We start from the raw sequence: 18,473 nt of genomic DNA on the forward strand, positions 1-18,473 counted from the left end.
GAGCTGCTACCCGTGCTGCTTACGAAGCTCCTCTTCCCGCTCGAGCACGGCGCGCCCGGCGTCGGTCTTGATCACCGGTTCGAAATCGGCGCTGTCGAAGACCTGGCGGATCTCGAGCTCACCCACATCGGGCGGGCAGCGCTTGAACAACTCGATGACTTCATCCTTCGACTTGGCCTGCACCATCCAGAAGCCGGCGATCAACTCCCTGGTTTCGCTGAACGGGCCGTCGATCACCGTCGGCTTGCCATCCGCGGAAAAGCGAATGCGCGCCCCCTTGGAGCTGGCCTGCAAGCCCTCACCGGCGAGCATCACGCCGCTCTTGATCAGTTCCTCATTGAACTTTCCCATCTCGATCAGCGCCGCCTCGTCGGGGAGCACGCCAGCCTCCGAGTCGGCGTTCGCCTTCACCAGGACCATGAATCGCATCGGAACTGCTCCTTCACTTTCGGGTTTCGGGCCGGTTGGGAGGGGCCGCCCTGGTGGCGATTCTCCCGGCTCCATGAAGACGACGAACGAACCCGCCTGATTTCGACAGCCGCCGGCGGGCCGCTCAGGAACCGGCCCGCAGCGCCACACCCGGGTCGATCCGCGAAGCCCGCAATGCCGGCACCCAGCAGGCCACGATGCCGACCGTGGCCATCACCGCGACCACCGCCATCAGGGTCACCGGATCATAGGGCGCCACGCCAAACAGCAGCCCCTGCATCAGGCGTGAGAGCAGCACCGCGCCAACCAGCCCAAGCACCAGTCCAATCGCCACCAGCACGCCCCCTTCACTGATAACCATTCGCTGCACCCGCCCGGAGTCGGCACCGAGACTCATCCGGATCCCGATCTCGTTGGTGCGGGCGCTCACCGAGAAGGCGAGCACGGCCGCGATACCGATTGCCGCAACGATCAAAGCGAGGATACCGAACGACGCGACCAGCACGGCGTTGAGTCGCCGGGGTGCCACGCTCTCATCGCGAATCTGATCGATGGTCAGCACCTTCTCCACCGGCTGCTGCGCCGAAATCGATCGAATCGTCCGCAGTGCGGCAGGTCCGAGTGCGGCCGCATCGCCCCTGGTACGGATCACGAAACTCCCGGTCGGGAAGTCCCCCTGCGCAAACGGGAGGAAGAGGGCTGGCATCGCGGGCGCATCGAGCCCGCCATCTCTGGTGTTGCCCACCACGCCCACCACAGTGCGCCACTCGCCAGAGATGCCAGTGAACTTCAGCACCTCGCCGGTCCAGGCCACATTGCGCCCCAGGGGGTCCACACCTGGAAAGAGCAGGTCCGCCAGGGTCTTGTTGATGATGACGACCTTCTGGCTCCCGGCGCGATCCGTGGCTGCGAATTCGCGCCCCTTCAGCAGCGGAATGCCCGACGCCTTGAAGTAGTTCGGAGCCGCTGTCCGGTATTCTGACTGCGGCACCGGTTCGCCCGGGGTCACTTGCCTCCCTTCGGCCTTGATCTCGAGCAGGATCCCGGCGACACGGAGCGGGACGGTGGAGCCGAGTCCGACGTCGGTGACGCCGGGCATCGCGGCAAGCTGCGCCTGCATCTGTTCGTACTGCGCGACCGCCGTCGCGTTGTCTCCGCCGCCAAAGTCGCGTGGGACTTCCATCGTCAGCAACTTGTCACTCGTGAGCCCGGTGTCGACAACCGATAGCCGTTGCATCGTGCGGGTCAGCAGGCCGGCGCCGGTGAGGAGGACGACCGATACCGCGATCTGCGCCACCACGAGCGACTGCTGCAGGCGCTGCCGCTTGACGCCGCCACTGGTACGCCGCCCTCCAGCGGTGAGGGCCGCCCCCAGGGCATTCTCGCGGGTGAGCTTCGGGGCGTAGGAGAGCAGCACTGCGACCACCAGCACGAGGAGCATCGTGAAGCCGAGCACCATGCCATCGATCCGGATCTCGTCGGCGCGCGGGGAGTACCGCGCGGCGAAGGCGCTCAGCATTCCCACGCCGCCGAAGGCGAGCGCCAGGCCGAGCACGCCTCCGAGGAAGGCAAGGATCAGGTTCTCGGTGAGCAGTAGCCGGCGCAGCACGCCAGTCCCGGCGCCGAGCGCGGCGCGCACGACGAGTTCGTGTTCGCGACGCACCGCGCGCATCAGCGTGAGATTGGTGACATTGGCGCAAGCAATCACCAGAACGAAGGCAGCGGCGGCCATCAGCAGCCAGAGCGTGAGCTTCGCCTTCTGCCCGAGCACTTCCTGGAACGGCGTCAGGGTGACGTGGTAGCCCGAGGCGGCGTCATACGCTTCAGGGTGATCGGCGTGCGCCGTCTTCGTGATCCGGTCGACATCGGCGCGCGCCTGATCGACCGTCGCCCCTGGAGCGAGGCGGGCGATCATCTCCGTCATCCGGTGCGTGCGTCCGGTCACCATCATGGCGCTGAGGTGATGTTCGCTGTTCACCATGTTCATGATCGCGTCGATGCGCGCTGGGAAATACGGCGCCGGCTGCAATACCCCGACCACCGTCACCGACTTCCCGGCCACGCGGAGCGACTTCCCGACGATGGTGCTGTCCCCGCCGTAGCGACGAGTCCAGTAGTCGTGGGTCAGTATCATCACGGGAGCGGCGCCGGCACCGTCATCCCCCTGATTGAATGCGCGCCCCAGAATCGGGGAGAGACCCATCACCGCGAAATAGTTGCCGGTGACCAGCGCGACATCGATGCGGGTGGCATCGTTCTCGGTGACCAGGGAAAAGGTGATCGGCGAATACTCGGCGATCTCCTTGAGGGTGGTGGAGCCGGTACGGAAGTCGTTGATCTCCGGCACCGAGAAGGCGACGTTCTCCCGTCCTGGTCCGTCGGCAGACTGGCGGAGGTACATCAAGCGTCCGCCATCCTTGTGCGGCAGCGGTCGCAGCATCACCCCGCGCACCACGCTGAAGATCGCGGTGTTGGCACCGATGCCGAGGCCGAGCGTGACGATCACGGCGAAGGCAAAGCCGCGGGCCCGCGACAGCGAGTACCAGGCGTAGCGAAGGTCGAGGCGGGGCATGTCAGCGCTTCCTGTTGGTTTTTTGCAGGCCATGGAGGTAATCCTCGAGTCGATCGAGGCGCGCCTCCCAGAATCGGCGGTAGCTGTTGGCGTAATTTGCCACTTCACGCAGCGGTTTGGCGTCGAGGCGGCAAGGGCGCCATTGGGCATCGCGCCCACGGGAGATCAACCCGGCCCGTTCGAGCGTCTTCAAGTGCTTCGACACGGCCGGCAACGAGATTTCGTGGGGTTCGGCGAGTTCGTTCACCGTGGCATCGCCCTTCATCAGCTGCGCCAGGATCGCGCGCCGGGTCGGATCGGCGAGGGCGGCAAAGGTGGCGCTGAGCTGATCTGTCGCGACGACCATGACATTACACCCGTTGGTTAATTAACCCACAAGATAAGTACAGCACGGAACCTCATTGGTCAAGCCCCCTCTGAATCCCGGGTCGGGCATGGCTTCACCCCGCCAGGCCGCTGTTCGCCCCTCCGCGGATTCCCGACCGACCGGAACCCTCTCAACCTTACCGCGTGCTTGCGACCCCCTCCACCAATGGAGCCCATCGTGCTGATCGTCTGTTCCCTCTTCGCCATGCTCGCCGTCGCCCCGGCGCCTGTCGATACGTTACGCCCAGGGCATCGCGCCCTTGAACGTCTCACCCTGCGGCCCTCGCTCGACACCGTGGACGTGACCCTCGTGAGCGGCACCACGAAGCGGCCGCTGGTGCAAACCGTCACCTCAATCACCGAGACGACGCTCGGCCACACTGCGGCGTTCCTTGTGACGTTTGTCAATGCGAGCCCGCGCGGCGCCGCGTGGGACAGCGTGTGGGTCGATCGCAAATCATTCACCCCGCTGCGCCACGAGGCCGGCGCCCCCGGCAACGAGCTGCACGTCCGGCGCGAAGGCGATCGCTACGTCGGCACCGCCGTCGACAGTGGCAAGACCACGCCCGTCAACACCACCTTCGCGCAGCCGCTGCTTGATTTCTCGGTCCTCACCATCGTGGCGGGCTACCTGCCACTGGCACCCGGCTATCGGACCTGGCTGGCGGCTTGGGATTTTGCCCAGGGAAATGAGCGCATCGTGAGCGTGCAGGTCATCGGCGAGGAGTCGATCGCCGGAACCGGGAAGGCGTGGAAGGTACAGCTCGATTTTGGCACCCACTCGGTGACCAGCTGGTACAGTGACCGCAGTCGCCTCATGGTGCGGGGCAGCGTTGCCATGGGGAGCCGCGGCGAGATGCAGATGGAAGCACGTCACGGAACCTGACGCTGACATCGGGACCCTTCCGCAAAGGCCGGGTGGTGGCCATCCTTGATTTCGTCCATCACCCGGAGAATGCAATGAGCGGAGTCCGTGTCCTGGTGGGAACCCGGAAGGGCGCCTTTGTCCTGACGGCCGATGGCAAGCGCGACAAATGGCACGTCGCCGGGCCGCACTTTCCTGGCTGGGAGGCCTATCACATCAAGGGCTCCCCGGTGAACCCGGATCGAATCTATGCCTCGCAGACCTCGGCGTGGTTCGGGCAGCTGATCCAGCGTTCCGATGATGGCGGCGTTACCTGGAATCCGGTCGGCAACACGTTCGCCTACGACGGCGACCCCGGCACCCATCAATGGTACGACGGCACCCCGCATCCGTGGGAGTTCAAGCGCGTGTGGCATCTCGAGCCCTCGCTCACCGACCCCGACACCGTCTACGCCGGGGTCGAGGATGCGGCGCTCTTCAAGTCGACCGACGGTGGCGAGAACTGGACCGAACTCTCGGGGCTGCGCCACCACGGCTCCGGACCGAAGTGGGCGCCCGGGGCGGGCGGAATGTGCCTCCACACCATCATCCTCGACCCGACCAATCCCGACCGCATCTACATCGCGATCTCGGCAGCCGGAGCGTTTCGCACCGATGATGGCGGCAAGACGTGGAAGGCGATCACCAAGGGACTCAGCTCGCTGTACATCCCTGACCCGACGGCCGAGGTGGGGCACTGCGTGCACCATATCGCGATGCATCCCTCGCGCCCCGACGTGCTCTTCATGCAGAAGCACTGGGACGTCATGCGCAGCGACAACGCCGGCGACCTCTGGCACGAGATCAGCGGCAATCTGCCCACTGATTTCGGATTCGTGATCGATGTCCACGCGCACGAGCCCGAGACGATTTACGTGGTGCCGATCAAGAGTGACGCCGAGCACTTTCCGCTCGATGGCAAGCTGCAGGTCTTCCGCAGCCGGAGCGGCGGCAACGAGTGGGAGGCACTGACGAAGGGGTTGCCGCAGTCGGACTGCTACGTCAACGTGCTGCGTGATGCGATGGCGGTCGATTCGCTCGAGGGGTGCGGGGTCTACTTCGGCACGACGGGTGGCCAGGTCTACGCCTCGAAGGATGGCGGCGATCACTGGGAGGCGATCGTGCGCGACTTGCCGCCGGTGCTCTCGATCGAAGTCCAGACGCTCGGATGATCCGGGTCCAGCTCCCCGCGCCGCTGCGGGCGATCGCGAAGATCCCGGGCGACGAAGTCACCTTCGACCTGAGCGGAATCGTCACGCCGACGATGGTCGTCGATGCGATCGAGGCGGCCTATCCGATGCTTCGCGGCACCATTCGCGATGCCGCAACGCGCCAACGACGCGCTTTTGTCCGCTACTACGCCTGCGAGCGCGACCTCTCCCACGATTCGCCCGATGCCTCACTGCCCATCGAGGTGACGAGTGGCGAGGAGCCGTTCCTGATCATCGGGGCGATGTCGGGGGGGTGATGCTCCCGGCTCGTCGCTAAAGCGACGGCTCGGCTACCGCGGCTGAAGCCGCTTGGGTCGGCGGCGCTGCTGGGCCGGCTTCAGCCGCGAGATTCGCGATCAGGGTAAACCGCCTCACAGCGGACGTCGGTCTTCACCGAGTTCGCGATGTAGCACTCGCCGTGCGATGCGTGGTGCAGCTCGTCGATCTCTGCGCGCGAGGGGTGTCGCTCCCCCGAGAATGTCACCTCGGGGTGCAACGTCACCACACTGATCCATTCCCTGCCATCGCTTTCCTTCGCCATCACGCCGACGGCCGTGTCCGCGTAGCGGTCAACGCGGAAGCCACGCTTCACGGCGAGGTAGAGGAAGGTGAGCATGTGACAGCTCGAGAGCGCCGAGACGAACGCTTCTTCGGGGTCGACCGCGGCGGGATCGGAGAACGGCGGGCGCACGTGCAACGGCGACGCCGAGCCCGGCACCTGCGCTCCACCATCGAAGGAGAGCAGGTGCCGGCGCGAATAACGATTGTCGGTGAAGAGATCGTCGCCGCGGGTCCAGAGCAGGGAGGCGGTGTATTCGGCCATCCGGGCTACTGCACGGTCGGCAGGGTGAAGCGCCAGAAGCGACGGCTCAATTCATCGTACAGGTACAACCCCCGACGCCCGCTCAATGCCATTCCGGGATAGAAAGGACGCATCCCCGGGGCCGGAGCACGCATCCGTCCGAGCAACTCGAACGGCGCGCGCCGGAATACCAGGATGGAGACCTCACTCGAGACAGTGTCGATCTGTGCGACGTAGAGGACCGGCCGGACCCGATCCATGCGCAGCCCGAGGGCGAAACCGGCAAGGGAGGTGTCCTTCAGGACGGCACCCGAGGTGGCATCAAAGAGCAACAAATGGTTGTCCTGAAACGCGGGCGGAGTCCGTGCCCCGAGCAGCGCCAGCACGGTGCCGTCTGGCGAGAAGTCCACCCCCTGCGCATTTCGAGTCGGTGCCCGGAACGCAACATCGCCCGACGGGAGGGAGTAGACGGGAATGCCCGGCGCGGACCCATAACCGCTGATCGTCGCCCGATCGCCGCGGGGCGAGAAGTGAATACCCCAAGCGACAGTCCCTAAGTCCTCCTTCCAGTCCACGAGCTTGGTACCATCAGTCCGGAGGATCCAGGTCCCGCGATCATCGCCAATGAACCATGTGTTTGGCCCGAACTGGGCCCGGTTGTAGTACCAGATATCGTCTTTCAACCAGCCGATTTCAGGATGTTCGGCAATCTTCGTCGGCACAGGTGTGGTCACCCACGACTCCAGTACTCCTCCCGGAGGGAGGTAGAGCACGGTGCCCGGCAAATAGGTCGGCCCAGGCCCGGTCTGGGGATAGGCTCGACCCGGCGGCCCAATGCTCCTGGTCGTGCCGGTTTCGAGTTCAACGATGACCGGATATCCAAGGATGTTCATTCCATAGATGGCGGCGGTGTTGTCTCCCGTCCACTGGTACGGCTCGGTCCAGAGCGACATACCAGGATCCGCGTACACCCCGCCGTCCGCGAACCCTGCGATGCTGATTGCCGGCAACAGAAAGTGGTATCCGTCGACGTCCAGCGAGACCGAGAGCTGCCCAGTGGCTGCAGCGGGCAGCTTCCCGCTCATCACGGTGTCGCTGACCCGCGCGAGATTCACGGTGAAGGTGTCGGCCTTCAGCACCGCCGTTCCGGTGGTGTGCCGGAAATCGGCGGACGTCACCCGCACCTCGGCGCCGGGCCACGGATCGGGGACACTGATCGCGAAGGTGCCGGACGGTCCAGCGTCGGCGATGGTGCCGCAACCAGGGAGCAGGACCGAAGCTGCAATGACAGCGAGGGAGCGCAGCAGAGCGCGGGGCATATCGTACCTCCGGGGGGCGCACGATCGAGGCCGAGCTGCCTCCCGATCGGGACACAACTCGACCTCAATATTACGACCGGCGGCGGCCTGACGCCAACGCCTTACTTCTTGAGCAACTTCTCGCCAGCCTCTTCGTGCGCGCGCAGCATCTTCTGCCGATCGGCGAGGAAGATCCGGACCTCGCTCCGCTGCGCCTTGGCCGGCAGGGCGGCCACGTCCTTCTTGAGCAAGGCATCGTGGGCATCGATCGTGTAGCGCAGGTACGCCTGGTCAAAGGCCACGCCGGTGAGCAGGTTGAGCTTGTCCATCGCCGCTTTCTGCGCCCGCGCCATCATCGAATCCGATGGCAGCACCCGCACCACATTCAGCGCCTTGGCGAGGTTGGCGCCGTCGGTGAGCGACTTCTGATGATCCTTGAGCACCGTGGCGGCATAGCCCTTCACCGCGCCGTTGCTCCCCTTCGTCGTCGCCAGCGTCGACGCCTCGATCATGTTGGCATCAGCAGCGTTGATGGTGCCGAGTACCACCGCATCGCCGGTGCGCGGCATCACCTTGGCCTGCTGCACCGAATTCACCGGGCGCCCTTCCGTCACCGCGGGGGGCGGCGTGGGTGCCTGGGTCTGCATCATCATCAGAATGGTCATCATTCCAGCCAGCATGGCACACCTCGTCCTTCAAGGAGACTGCTTGGGAGCTGCCGTGGAGTCCTGGTGGCACTTGCCGCCTGCCGGATCCCAGACACGGCCGTTGACATCGATGAATGCGGAACGGAACTCGCCTTTGCCGAGCGTGAGCTTGAGGACACCGAAATAGCCCTGGACGCGCGCCGCGCTCGTGGGCCGCGGGTTATCACGGAAGCCGCGCAAATCGCCGCCTCCGGTTCCGACGACAAACTCCACCATGCCCTTGGTCGAATCGATGACGCCGAAAGCCGTCTGCGGATGGAAGCGCTCGTAATCGTGGTCGTGACCATTGAGGATCAGGTCGACACCGCCGTCCTGCAGCAATTGCCACATCGGGCGCACCGAAGGAGAATCACCGTGCCAGCCGGTGCTGAAGAGCGGCTGGTGCCAGTAGGCCATCGAGCAGAACTTCTGCGGCCCCTTCAATTCATTCCGGACCCAATCCTCCTGCGCCTTCCGCTCGGCATCGCTGAATGACGGGTTCACGATGATCTCGCCGTTGATCACGATCACGTGCCACTCACCCACGTCGTAGCTGTAGTAGCCCTTCTTGGACGAGCCGGCCTTGTTGCCGAAGTACTGGTAGTACGGCGCCGCACCGACGGTCTGGTGTTCGTGGTTGCCCGGCGTCGGGTGGATCTTCTTCAGGATCCGCTTGGTGGAGTCCCCCCACGACGGCGCGAAGCAGAGTGCGAAGTTGCTCGCCGAGCCCTCCGGGTAGGCATTGTCGCCGAGGGTGAAGACCTCGTCGGAGGCCACCTTCGCAGCACTGTCGGCCTTGAGGACACTGTCGACGATGCGGGCGGTTTGTTCATCGCCATCGGTGCCGCAGACGGCGATGTCGCCGACCCCGATCATCACCGAGGCCCCCGACAGTGCGACCTGCTCGGCGGTAGCGGTGGCCGGTGCCGGCGTGATGTTCACCGGAATCTTGCAGGCGAGCACCACGATGGTGCCGAGAATGACAAGTGTGACGACGCGCGATTTCATGGAAACATCCCTTCAGGAACGATGCGAAGCGTGATGACACCGGCGTGGCCGGCATCATTCGCGCGCATCACCCTGACATCTAGTGTGAGATCGTGGAACCCGACCCAGAACCCGGCGCCGAGGGCATTGTGCCAGCCGAAGGGAGAATTCCCCTTCACATAGACGCGTCCCGCGTCGGCGGTGGCGAGCAGACCGGTATTCACCGGCAACAGGAGGTTGAACGTGAACAACGGAATGCGGAGTTCGGCGGTGCCATAGAGCGAGGCATCGCCGGCGTAGCGCTGCAAGTCCAGTGTGCGGACATCATTGCGCCCGCCGATGAAGGCCGACTCCTGGAAGGGGAATTCGCCGAACACCTTCTTGCCGCCAAGGCGCAGGCCCAGGTAGGGATGCAACGGCAGCGGTAGCGTGACGTACTGCGCCACCAGCGCACTGATGTTGCCGAATGAGTGCTCGACATCCCACACCGCGGGGAAGTAGCTCGCGCTCAGGTCGATAATATTGCCGCGCTTGGCGTGGCGCGTCGGCACGCGGTTGTCGTGATAGAGCGACCAGCGCACGCCCGCCTCGCCGAACTTGCCGGCGCCATAGGGCAGCGATGCCGAGATGAATCTCCCAGGCGTGCTGTCGGTGATGGAGTACTGGGCTACCGGTCCGATGCCCATCGTGGTGGACTTGCTGAGCTCGATGGCCAGCGCCGGCTGGAACAGCCACTGCCGCTGATTCAGGGCGTAGAAATCAGTGCGCGGAGCCGAGGTTCCGATCACGATCCCATCGCTCTGGGGCGAAAGATTCCCCTGACCGTGATAGTTGAGCATCTCGAGGTCCGACACCCGGGCGAGGGTCGTGATATGGAGCGCCGAACTCTCGAAGCGCTTGTCGTGATTGAGCGCGACCGCAAAGCCCTTGGCCTTGAACGAGTAGCGGCCCTCGAGGGCGATCCTGCTGCTGTACGGTTCGTCCCGAAAGCCATAGCTCGTGCGGGCAAAGCCCAGGCGCGGCGCAACACCGAAATCGTGGTTGAGGCCGAGCCCTGCCGTCGGGCCGCTCTTGCCACCGTAATCCTTGTGCGGCTCGACCGGGCCGCCCGCCTGGTCCACCAGCGGTCGGCGATTGAACAGGGTGTCAGGGCCGTAGGAGACGCCCGTGGTGGCGCCGGAGTCGTAAAACCGGGTCGGGTGATGATTGCCCCCGACGACCGAGGAATCCACCAGCAGGTTGGTGCCGTTGCCGCCGATGACGCGCAGCGCGATGCTCGACCTCGCGGTGCCGCGCACCACGGCGGCATCATCGCCGCCATGGAGGTAGAGCCGCAGCTGCGTGGTCTCGGCCGCATCGAAGCGGCGGTAGAAATAGCGCTGGCCCGTGGCGTCGTCGAGCTCGACATCGACGTGACGTTCATCGACCCTGGTCACGATGGCCCGGTCGGCCGCGTCCGTCGCATGAATGTCGACGACGCCAGCGAGGTAGGCGTACAGGCGATCGGCCTCGGCCGGGAGCGAATCACGTCGCACGCGCAGCCGGCCACGAAGCGCCGGCACGCTGGCGTGATATTCCGCCGGCATCGCGGCAATCGCGTTGTCGATGGCCGCGTCACTGAGCTGCCGCGTCGTCGCCTGCGCGACCGAATCCCAGGTGCGCTTGTCGAGCCCGGCCAGCAGCCGGCGGTCGAACTGGAGCGAATTCCAGGTCAGGCCGCGGAGCGATGGATAGCCGCTGTCGAAGACCATCAGGTTGGCGGACATCTTCCGACTGATACTCGGCAGCAAGCCGCGCACCGAGATGAAGGCCTTGTCGTAGTCGCGCGAGATCGGCCGCCATGCAGCGCCGGTGGCGTCCTTGGCACGCGCCCACTTCCACTGCCCCGGATGCCGATCCCAGTTGTTCACGAGCATGTCGACGAGGCGTGCCGCGAGGAACGCCGTGGTGTCGATCCGCGTCGCCGGGTCGCGGTCCAGTCGCTGCAGCAGCGTGTCGCTGTCGATCACATCGATCGGACCGGGGAATCCCTCCGCGCCGCCAGCGTGCTTGCCGGGCACACGCGCGAAGCCGCCAACCCGGTGCGCGAACTCCTTGCGGAACTTGCCGAGCGCCGGATCATCGGGCATCGCAACGAGCACGGGCGTGTCGTGGTGCACCCCGACGGCTTCGAGCAATCGTGGCACGACAAGGTTCGCCGCCGGATGACTGTTGCTGATCTGATCCTGCGCCGTCCGGCGGGCCACGCCGACATCCGCCATGCCACCGGGGACCTCGACATGATCCTTGTCGAAGGAGCGGAAGACGAACTCCTCACCCGCCGGATTGGAGAACTGCAACGACTTGGTCTGCTTGCCGCCGCCGGCCTTTTCTGGCGTCAGTCCGCCCTCCGCGTGCTGCAGATCGAGCACCGGAATGCGCACCGGCTGGGTCCAGAGATCCCGGTAGGTACCACCCAGGAGGAACCGATGGAAGCCGCCGGCCTGATAGTGCTTGCCGACCGCCACGGTGACGCTGTCGTGGCTGCGAAGGTCGAGCGCCGTGCCCTGGGCGCGGAGTGCGAGAGGCGCGCCGAGCAGCAGCGCGAACGGCATCAGGGGGAAATGGCGGAAGCGCACGCGAAAGCTCCTCATGGCCGGCGATAGAGGGTGAGGCGAGCGGCATCCTGCTTCGCTTCATCGCCAATGATGAGAATGTGGTCGCTGGTGATGGCAAGTCCCTCGGCCTGTTCGTGCCCCTTGGGCAGCTCGCGCACCGATACCACGGCGCCAGCCGGGGTCACCTCGAGCAGGCCCTTCTCGATCGAGCCCACCAGGAGGTAATTGCCGTTGGCCGGATCGATGGCGATGTCGGAAGGATGAAAAGTTTTCCAACCCACTGATTCGGTCACCTCGGACATCGGGATGCGGAGGGCATTCGCCTTCTGGGCGGCGACGTCACCGATGCTGTCCACGGGCACCCGGAAGATCACCACGGCATCGCGCAGCGCCTTGTCGTGCACCGTCTTGCACGCGAGGAGCAGGGTGCGGTGCGCGGCGTCATACGTCATCGACTCGAATTCGCACTCGGCGCCGAGGCCGGTGTTGGTCATGGTGAACGGCACGGCGGTCTTGTCGGCACCTTCGAGGAAGCGGAAGAGCTTACCGTCACTCGTCAGCAACAACACCGTGTCGCCGATGGTCGTGATCGCCTCGAAATCACCCTGCACGCGCGGCGTGCCGACCGTGAACTTCTTCACGATCAGGCCGCTCTTGTAATCGATCTCGAATACCCGACCCTGCTCATCGCCGTGCGCGAGCAGCCGCCCATTGCCGGTGAGCGCCAGCCCGGACAGCTCCTTGAGCTGCTCGGGCATAATCCAGAGGGCGATTGGCTTGTCGGGGTTGCCGGTGCTGTCCGCCAGGGCGCTGTCGATTCTCGCCCGGCGTGCCGTCATGACGGCGCTGTCGCCGGTGGCGGCACCGGCGCTCGCACCGTGCCCGCACGCCGCGAGGAGCGCCAGCCCAAGCAAGCCACCGACCTTCACGACACTCACTTGGCGGCCTGCTTTTCGTGCGATGCGGCTTCGCCGACTTCGAGGTCGACCGCATTCACCGCATCGCCTGCCCCTTCACGAATCGCCGTGAGCATCTTGTCGCGCGTGACGCTCTTCCGGATCCCCACCAGGTAGTACAGTTCGGCTGGCTTGCCTTCGGTGGTGATCACCTGATCGAGGCGCCAGCGGCGGGCGAGGACGTTGAGGACGAGCTCGATCCGCTTCTGCGCTTCGGCCACGGATTCGGTCGTGACCGTGAGCACGGCATTGAAGCGGGGCTTCTTCTGTGTGGGCCCCAGCGCCTTGCTGACGCGATCGAAGCGCTTGGCGAGGACGGCGGCCTTCTTGGGGGAGAGCGCCAGAATCAGGTCGCGGTCGGGCACGCCCAGTGCAGTATCGCGTTCGGCGAGATCGCCCAGCGGCTCGGACCACTGTGAGGCCGCGGTTGGTTCGAGCACGTTTCGGCCGAAATCGTACCGCCAGATCATCAATACGACGAAGTTGAATGTCACCGAGAGGACCGCAGCAACAATCAGCGACTGCACCCCGGCGGCGAGGCCGACGCCGATGCCGAGGAAGATGTAGACCATGTCGCGGACGTCCTGCGTCGTGGTCCGGAAGCGCAACCCCGCCACGATCCCGCCCAGCGAGAAGGCGAGTGCGAGGGAGGTCCGCACCACGAGCACGATCCCCGCGACGACCAGTGGCAGGATCACGAGGGTTTGCACGACGCTCTGGGAGAAGTCGCGTGCGCGTCGCGCCGACATGAAGACCCAGCTCACCGGCAGCATCAGGGCGAGGGTGCTGAACATCACGATGAGGGTGGTGATGACCAGGTCGAGTCCACCCTCGACCGCGACACTCCCGCCTTTCACCGCGGGAGCGAGTCCATCCGCAAGGAGATCGGGATTCCCGGTCAGCGCGGCGACGTGCCCTCCACCGAAGAGGAGTGCCGCCGCCCCGGGCACGAAATAGCAGACCACGAAGATCACGGCGCCGAGGAAGAGATAGTATGCGACCAGACGCTGGATCGGTTTCGCTGACCCGAGGGTGAGCGCATCCATCATCCGCTTGAAGAATCCCATCTCGCCGTCCGTGGAGGGTGTGGTGTCTCGATCCTGTCACGCTGGAAGACGGACTAGTCCTTCCGGGAGACACCACATTGGGACGTGCGTGCAAACGCTGCAGGGTGCGTCGTCTACCCCGCGATCACCTTTGCTCCATCTTCCGGGTGAGGGGGCGGCGCCTCACTGTGCGCGAAAGACCCCCACTGCCCCCTTCGTCGCATCCGCGAAGGCGTGGCTCACGAACGGATACAGGCCTGCCTCGACCAGTCGCAGTTCGAAGATGGCGCCCCCACCCACCGGCACATTCCAGGTCTGCATCCCTTCAAACGGCCGCCCGAATCCATCGGCGATGACACGATCGAAGATCCCGCCGACCACGTGGAAGGATGAGATGCGATTCGGCCCCGCGTTTACGACATAGAGCCGGATCGGCTTGTTCAGGGCGGCCGGAATGGGATGCGTTGCGTAGCGGGAGGCGACGCCATTGAACACGACGTAGTCGGGCGAGGCGTTGAGGACCTTGTCCCAGTTCATCCCGTGAATCGAATCGGCTCCCGCCGCCGGCCCGAGATAGAACTCGCTCTGCACCAGCACGAACTCCTGCGCCGGGGAGCGCGCCACACGTGGGTCGATGATCAACGCGCCATACATCCCGTTGGCAATATGACTCGCGACCGGTGCCGTGCCGCAGTGGTACATGAACACGCCAGGGACCCGTGGCACGAACCGGAATTGCACGCTGTCGTGGGGCATCACATTGCGATAGGCACGATCCGGTGCCAGCTCGGCCGCATGAAAATCGATGGAGTGGGGCATCGGCGCGCCGTTGACGAGCGTGACATCGACGGTGTCCCCGACGGTGAAGCGCATTGTGGGGCCCGGGACAATGGAATCGAAGGTCCAGGCATCGTACATCACGCCCGGTGCAATCTCGTGGCGGATATGCACGGTCACGAGCCGCACGGTGCGGTGCCGGCTCGCGGTGCGAGCCGGTGCGTCGGCTGCACGATCGGGGGAGGTGCTGGGTGTCCCGATCGGGGCCTCCCCGTGCGAGACGGCGGCCGGGGAGGCCGCCGGGGCCGCCGGGGCCGCCGCCGGCTTCGTGCTCGCGGGCGGGGCGGCTGGAGTCGTGCGTGGGGTATCGCAGGCGCTGATGGTGAGCGTGGCGATCAGGAGCAGCGAGATCTGACGCATCCGGGACCTGCGAAGAGGGGAGATGGTGAGAGTACTCGTCTGTCCCCCCGGGCGTAACTCCTCCGAAGGACTACTCCATCCCCTCGAAGAACTCCACGACCCCGGTCTCGAGCGAATATTCGGCCCCCACGACCCGCAACCCTTCCTTCTGCGAGAGCCGCTCGACCAGCTCGGATCCGTGTCGCAACTGGTTGACGGAGGCGCGCACGTTGGCTCGAACGGCCTGGCGGACGAGCGCCTCGTGATCGTGACGCAATTCGGTTTCCAGCAATGGTGCCACCGACGGCCGCACGCGATCGACGATCGAATGGAGGTTGCGGTACTTCTGCTCGGTGTGATTCAGGAGTTCATCGAGGGTGGCGAGGATCGCCCCGCACTGCGAGTGCCCCAGGACAACCACGAGCCGAGTGTTGTACTGGGCCGCCGCAAACTCGACGCTGCCGACCTGCGATGGCGCGACGATATTGCCGGCGACCCGGATCACGAAGAGGTCGCCCAGCCCCTGATCGAAGACGATTTCTGCCGGGACGCGCGAGTCGGAGCAACCGAGGATGATGGCGAATGGCTCCTGCGCGGCGGCGACCTCGTGACGGCGCGTCTCACCGGCACGGCTCTGCGCCCGAACCTCGTGTACGAAACGGTGGTTGCCGTCCTGGAGTCGCTGGAGCGCTTCAGCTGCGGGAATCACGTGGCGGGATCCTTTCCTGTTGAGCACGCGGGAATCGCGTGCGTTGCCGTCGGAAATAATACACTCCTCGGCAACCCTGCCCTGCGCCTCTCTGGGTGAGCGTCAGAGGGACGCTAGAAGCTCATCGAGAGAGAATTCCAATCCTCGACCCGGCACCCACGGTAGCGAGCAGGATGGAACCGGTACGCTTTCATCATCGCGACCCACCGAGGACGGTATCGCTCGTCGAACGGCGGGCCCACGATCAGCACGCTGTCGACCGCTCCCCCACGGGTAAGGTGCAGCTGGACCGTATAGTGCTTCCCCTTCATGCTGCTGGGGTACCCGTCGGTCGGCAACACGAGCTGCAGGGGTTCGGACGCTTGAAAAGTCGTGTCTCGCGGCACCGGCGAGCGCACCAGCGAATCCGCGGCACACTCCGCGTCCGAGCGGAGCGGGTACGGCTTCGGCTCCGAGGCGAGATCGCGCAATTTGAGTTGGGCTTGGGCGGCCGAAGGGTTCATGGCCAGCGCGAGAGCGAAGAGGAGGGGGATCCTCACGAGAAGCTCCGTCGGGGAGGGACTAGGGAATCCACTCCAGCAATTTACCGGGTTGCAGCTCGAAATAGGTACAGAGGATATCCAGGGTATCGGAGTGCAGGCGACCAAACTCGCCGCCGGGGCGCGAGAGGCGATACGCGGTCGGGTAACTCAGGTTGGTGGCCTTGCTGAGGGCGTAGGCCGAGATCTTGCGCGCTTTCATGATTTCGTGAATGCGAAGCCGTACCATGAGATACCTTCCGGCTGGTCCGCGTGATCCTGGCAACGGGTCTGGCGGCGTAGCTCACGACAATAGAACGGACTGACTCGAATAGCTATCGCTCCACCCCTCTCACCGCGAGTGTTCGGGCGGTTTTTCCGTCTCCACCCTTAGATTGATTGCACTCGCCAGCCGGATACCCGAAATTGTGAAGGCGCGTCGCGGGCTCGGCGGAGTGGGCGATTTTCGACCGACGGCCCTCGCTCGAGGCCTTGGGTGAGGAGCCAGCGAGATATACCGTAGCGGTATACCTCGCTGGCCTCTATGGTTAGCGGGCGAAGGCGCTCGGCACGCGCATCGTCCCCCTGCGTCACCTCCAAGGAGGGCACTTGCCCCCTGCGAAGCCGGACCCGTCGGTCGCTCCTCCAGGCACCCCATCGATTTCCCTCGTCCTCATCGACGACAATCGCCTGCTCCGTGAGGGGCTGGTCACGATGATCCATACACAGCCCGGCTTCAAGGTGCTGGCGGCCTTTGCCGACGTCGAAGAGGCGGTGGAAAAGGTGCGTGAAGTGCGCCCCGATGTGGTGCTACTCGACTTCGGCCTCGCCGATCACGACTCCCTCGCACTTGCGGCCTCGGTGCACAGTGAGGTCCCCTCGGCCTACGTCATCATGATGGGGTTGCTCCCGCTCCAGGACGATGTCGCCGACTACGTTCGTGCGGGGGCCTCGGGCTTCATCATGAAGGACGCCTCGTTCGAGGAGTTCTTCCGGACCATTCGTGAAGTCGCCGCTGGCCGGGAGATCCTCCCCCCGGCGCTCACCAATTCGCTCTTCGCCCAGATTGCCCGGAACGCGGTCCGGACCAGCAAGGCGAGAGTGCTGGAGGGGGTCCGGCTCACGGCCCGTGAACGGCAGGTCATCGATCTCCTCGGCGAAGGGCTCAGCAACAAGGAGATCGCTGCCCGTCTGCACATCGCCGTGCACACGGTAAAGAGTCACGTCCACAACGTGCTGGAAAAGCTGGCGCTACGGAGCCGCCTTGAAGTCGCGGCGTTTACCCACGGAGGAGGGGGAGTCTCGGGTAGCGACTCGTAGGAATTCCCCGGCCCTTCCCGATCGGGGCGGCTCTGGTCTGGTCACAACGAGCGATTGTCCCCGCTCTGACGGACCCCCACCTTCAATGAAGCATCTCTCACCCCCCATACGCGCGGAGGACAGAGCAACTCAAACGGCGGATGGTTCAGGTCGACAAGCGTGTTTCCATGGTACTCCTCGATGACGACCGCCTCTCCCGCGATGGTGTCCTCGCCCTGATCCGCGCGGAACCTGGCTTCAAAGTCCTCGCCACGTCTGCCGCGCTCGATGTCGCCCTCGAAACTATCGGCTCCACCAAACCCGACTTGGTTCTCATATATCTGTCGCAGGATGACGAGGATGCCGTAATGCTCGCCGGCGCCCTGCACGGCGAGTACCCGAAGTCGCGGACCATCGTACTCGGTCTCCGGCTCCCGAATGAGAACGTGGCCCGCCTCATCCGTGCCGGCAGCTCGGGGTTTGTGATGCACGACGCCTCCTTCTCGACCCTGCTCGATACCATCCACGCAGTGGCCGCTGGCACGCAGGTCCTTCCCGAACAGCTTGCTGGGGCACTCTTCCGGCAGCTCAAGCATCACGCCGCGACTGGGCGGGCCCAACGCCGCCTCGACACCTCGCGACTGACCCAGCGCGAACGCGACGTGACAGCACTGATCGTGCAGGGGCTCAGCAATCGGGCCATCGCGGAACGGCTGAAGATTGCACTCCACACGGTGAAGAGTCACGTTCACCAGGTGCTCTCGAAATTGTCGGTGAACAGCCGGCTCGAGGTGGCAGCCTATTCGCGCGACAACGCGAGCCACCCAGAGGATGGCCGAAGCAACACGGCGTGAGCTGGCGTGACTGTGTAAGGAATTGAGGACCCGGCGTCTCACATTCAACCTGCCGCTGGAGAC

19 protein-coding genes are annotated in these 18,473 nt (G+C 65.0%); 5 read left to right on the forward strand and 14 right to left on the reverse strand.

The features are described from left to right. Nucleotides 1-6: 6 nt before the first annotated feature. From V4558_09650 to V4558_09660, 3 genes are all read right to left on the reverse strand, one after another. A complete protein-coding gene (locus tag V4558_09650; GenBank protein ID MES2305763.1) occupies nucleotides 7-429 on the reverse strand; it encodes a YciI family protein in 423 nt (140 codons plus the stop codon). Between the two features lie 124 nt (nucleotides 430-553). Then, a complete protein-coding gene (locus tag V4558_09655) occupies nucleotides 554-3,001 on the reverse strand; it encodes an ABC transporter permease (protein MES2305764.1) in 2,448 nt (815 codons plus the stop codon). Between the two features lies 1 nt (nucleotide 3,002). Beyond that, nucleotides 3,003-3,347, reverse strand: a complete 345-nt coding sequence (locus tag V4558_09660) for a metalloregulator ArsR/SmtB family transcription factor (GenBank protein MES2305765.1) — start codon at nucleotides 3,345-3,347, stop codon at nucleotides 3,003-3,005. A 198-nt stretch (nucleotides 3,348-3,545) separates the two neighbouring features. Here V4558_09660 and V4558_09665 point away from each other — a divergent pair, with 198 nt between their 5' ends. From V4558_09665 to V4558_09675, 3 genes are all read left to right on the forward strand, one after another. Beyond that, nucleotides 3,546-4,253 (forward strand): hypothetical protein, encoded by a 708-nt coding sequence (locus V4558_09665; protein ID MES2305766.1) that lies wholly within the window; start codon nucleotides 3,546-3,548, stop codon nucleotides 4,251-4,253. A gap of 74 nt (nucleotides 4,254-4,327) precedes the next feature. Further along, nucleotides 4,328-5,443, forward strand: a complete 1,116-nt coding sequence (locus V4558_09670; GenBank protein ID MES2305767.1) for an exo-alpha-sialidase — start codon at nucleotides 4,328-4,330, stop codon at nucleotides 5,441-5,443. Beyond that, nucleotides 5,440-5,739, forward strand: a complete 300-nt coding sequence (locus V4558_09675; protein ID MES2305768.1) for a hypothetical protein — start codon at nucleotides 5,440-5,442, stop codon at nucleotides 5,737-5,739. Before V4558_09670 ends, V4558_09675 begins: the two co-directional genes overlap by 4 nt. 80 nt (nucleotides 5,740-5,819) lie before the next feature. Here the strand turns inward: V4558_09675 and V4558_09680 are convergent, their stop codons facing one another. The 11 genes from V4558_09680 to V4558_09730 form a co-directional block, all read right to left on the reverse strand. Beyond that, nucleotides 5,820-6,305, reverse strand: a complete 486-nt coding sequence (locus V4558_09680; GenBank protein ID MES2305769.1) for an OsmC family protein — start codon at nucleotides 6,303-6,305, stop codon at nucleotides 5,820-5,822. Nucleotides 6,306-6,310: 5 nt separating this feature from the next. Next, complete coding sequence (locus V4558_09685; GenBank protein ID MES2305770.1) at nucleotides 6,311-7,603, reverse strand: hypothetical protein; 1,293 nt, start codon at nucleotides 7,601-7,603, stop codon at nucleotides 6,311-6,313. 101 nt (nucleotides 7,604-7,704) lie between these two features. Next, nucleotides 7,705-8,262: a DUF4142 domain-containing protein gene (locus tag V4558_09690; protein MES2305771.1), complete on the reverse strand. Its 558-nt coding sequence runs from the start codon at nucleotides 8,260-8,262 to the stop codon at nucleotides 7,705-7,707. Between the two features lie 15 nt (nucleotides 8,263-8,277). Then, nucleotides 8,278-9,276: a metallophosphoesterase gene (locus tag V4558_09695; protein ID MES2305772.1), complete on the reverse strand. Its 999-nt coding sequence runs from the start codon at nucleotides 9,274-9,276 to the stop codon at nucleotides 8,278-8,280. Next, the gene (locus V4558_09700; protein ID MES2305773.1) at nucleotides 9,273-11,873 is read right to left on the reverse strand and encodes a hypothetical protein; all 2,601 of its coding nucleotides are present in this window, start codon (nucleotides 11,871-11,873) and stop codon (nucleotides 9,273-9,275) included. The genes V4558_09695 and V4558_09700 overlap by 4 nt, the downstream gene beginning before the upstream one ends. An 11-nt stretch (nucleotides 11,874-11,884) precedes the next feature. After that, nucleotides 11,885-12,790 (reverse strand): hypothetical protein, encoded by a 906-nt coding sequence (locus V4558_09705; protein MES2305774.1) that lies wholly within the window; start codon nucleotides 12,788-12,790, stop codon nucleotides 11,885-11,887. After that, nucleotides 12,787-13,875, reverse strand: a complete 1,089-nt coding sequence (locus V4558_09710) for a DUF4956 domain-containing protein (protein MES2305775.1) — start codon at nucleotides 13,873-13,875, stop codon at nucleotides 12,787-12,789. The genes V4558_09705 and V4558_09710 overlap by 4 nt, the downstream gene beginning before the upstream one ends. Before the next feature lie 162 nt (nucleotides 13,876-14,037). Then, nucleotides 14,038-15,051: a multicopper oxidase domain-containing protein gene (locus V4558_09715; GenBank protein MES2305776.1), complete on the reverse strand. Its 1,014-nt coding sequence runs from the start codon at nucleotides 15,049-15,051 to the stop codon at nucleotides 14,038-14,040. A gap of 70 nt (nucleotides 15,052-15,121) precedes the next feature. Beyond that, nucleotides 15,122-15,739 carry a carbonic anhydrase gene (locus V4558_09720; GenBank protein ID MES2305777.1) on the reverse strand — a complete coding sequence of 206 codons (618 nt, stop codon included), beginning with the start codon at nucleotides 15,737-15,739 and terminating at the stop codon, nucleotides 15,122-15,124. A 113-nt stretch (nucleotides 15,740-15,852) separates the two neighbouring features. Further along, nucleotides 15,853-16,278 (reverse strand): hypothetical protein, encoded by a 426-nt coding sequence (locus V4558_09725; protein MES2305778.1) that lies wholly within the window; start codon nucleotides 16,276-16,278, stop codon nucleotides 15,853-15,855. A 22-nt stretch (nucleotides 16,279-16,300) separates the two neighbouring features. Then, the gene (locus tag V4558_09730) at nucleotides 16,301-16,507 is read right to left on the reverse strand and encodes a helix-turn-helix transcriptional regulator (protein MES2305779.1); all 207 of its coding nucleotides are present in this window, start codon (nucleotides 16,505-16,507) and stop codon (nucleotides 16,301-16,303) included. Between the two features lie 359 nt (nucleotides 16,508-16,866). Here V4558_09730 and V4558_09735 point away from each other — a divergent pair, with 359 nt between their 5' ends. Then, complete coding sequence (locus tag V4558_09735) at nucleotides 16,867-17,577, forward strand: response regulator transcription factor (GenBank protein ID MES2305780.1); 711 nt, start codon at nucleotides 16,867-16,869, stop codon at nucleotides 17,575-17,577. Between the two features lie 167 nt (nucleotides 17,578-17,744). After that, nucleotides 17,745-18,410, forward strand: a complete 666-nt coding sequence (locus tag V4558_09740; GenBank protein MES2305781.1) for a response regulator transcription factor — start codon at nucleotides 17,745-17,747, stop codon at nucleotides 18,408-18,410. Nucleotides 18,411-18,473 lie beyond the last annotated feature (63 nt).

The sequence above is a fragment of the Gemmatimonadota bacterium genome (assembly GCA_040388535.1).
Taxonomy (GTDB): domain Bacteria; phylum Gemmatimonadota; class Gemmatimonadetes; order Gemmatimonadales; family GWC2-71-9; genus Palsa-1233.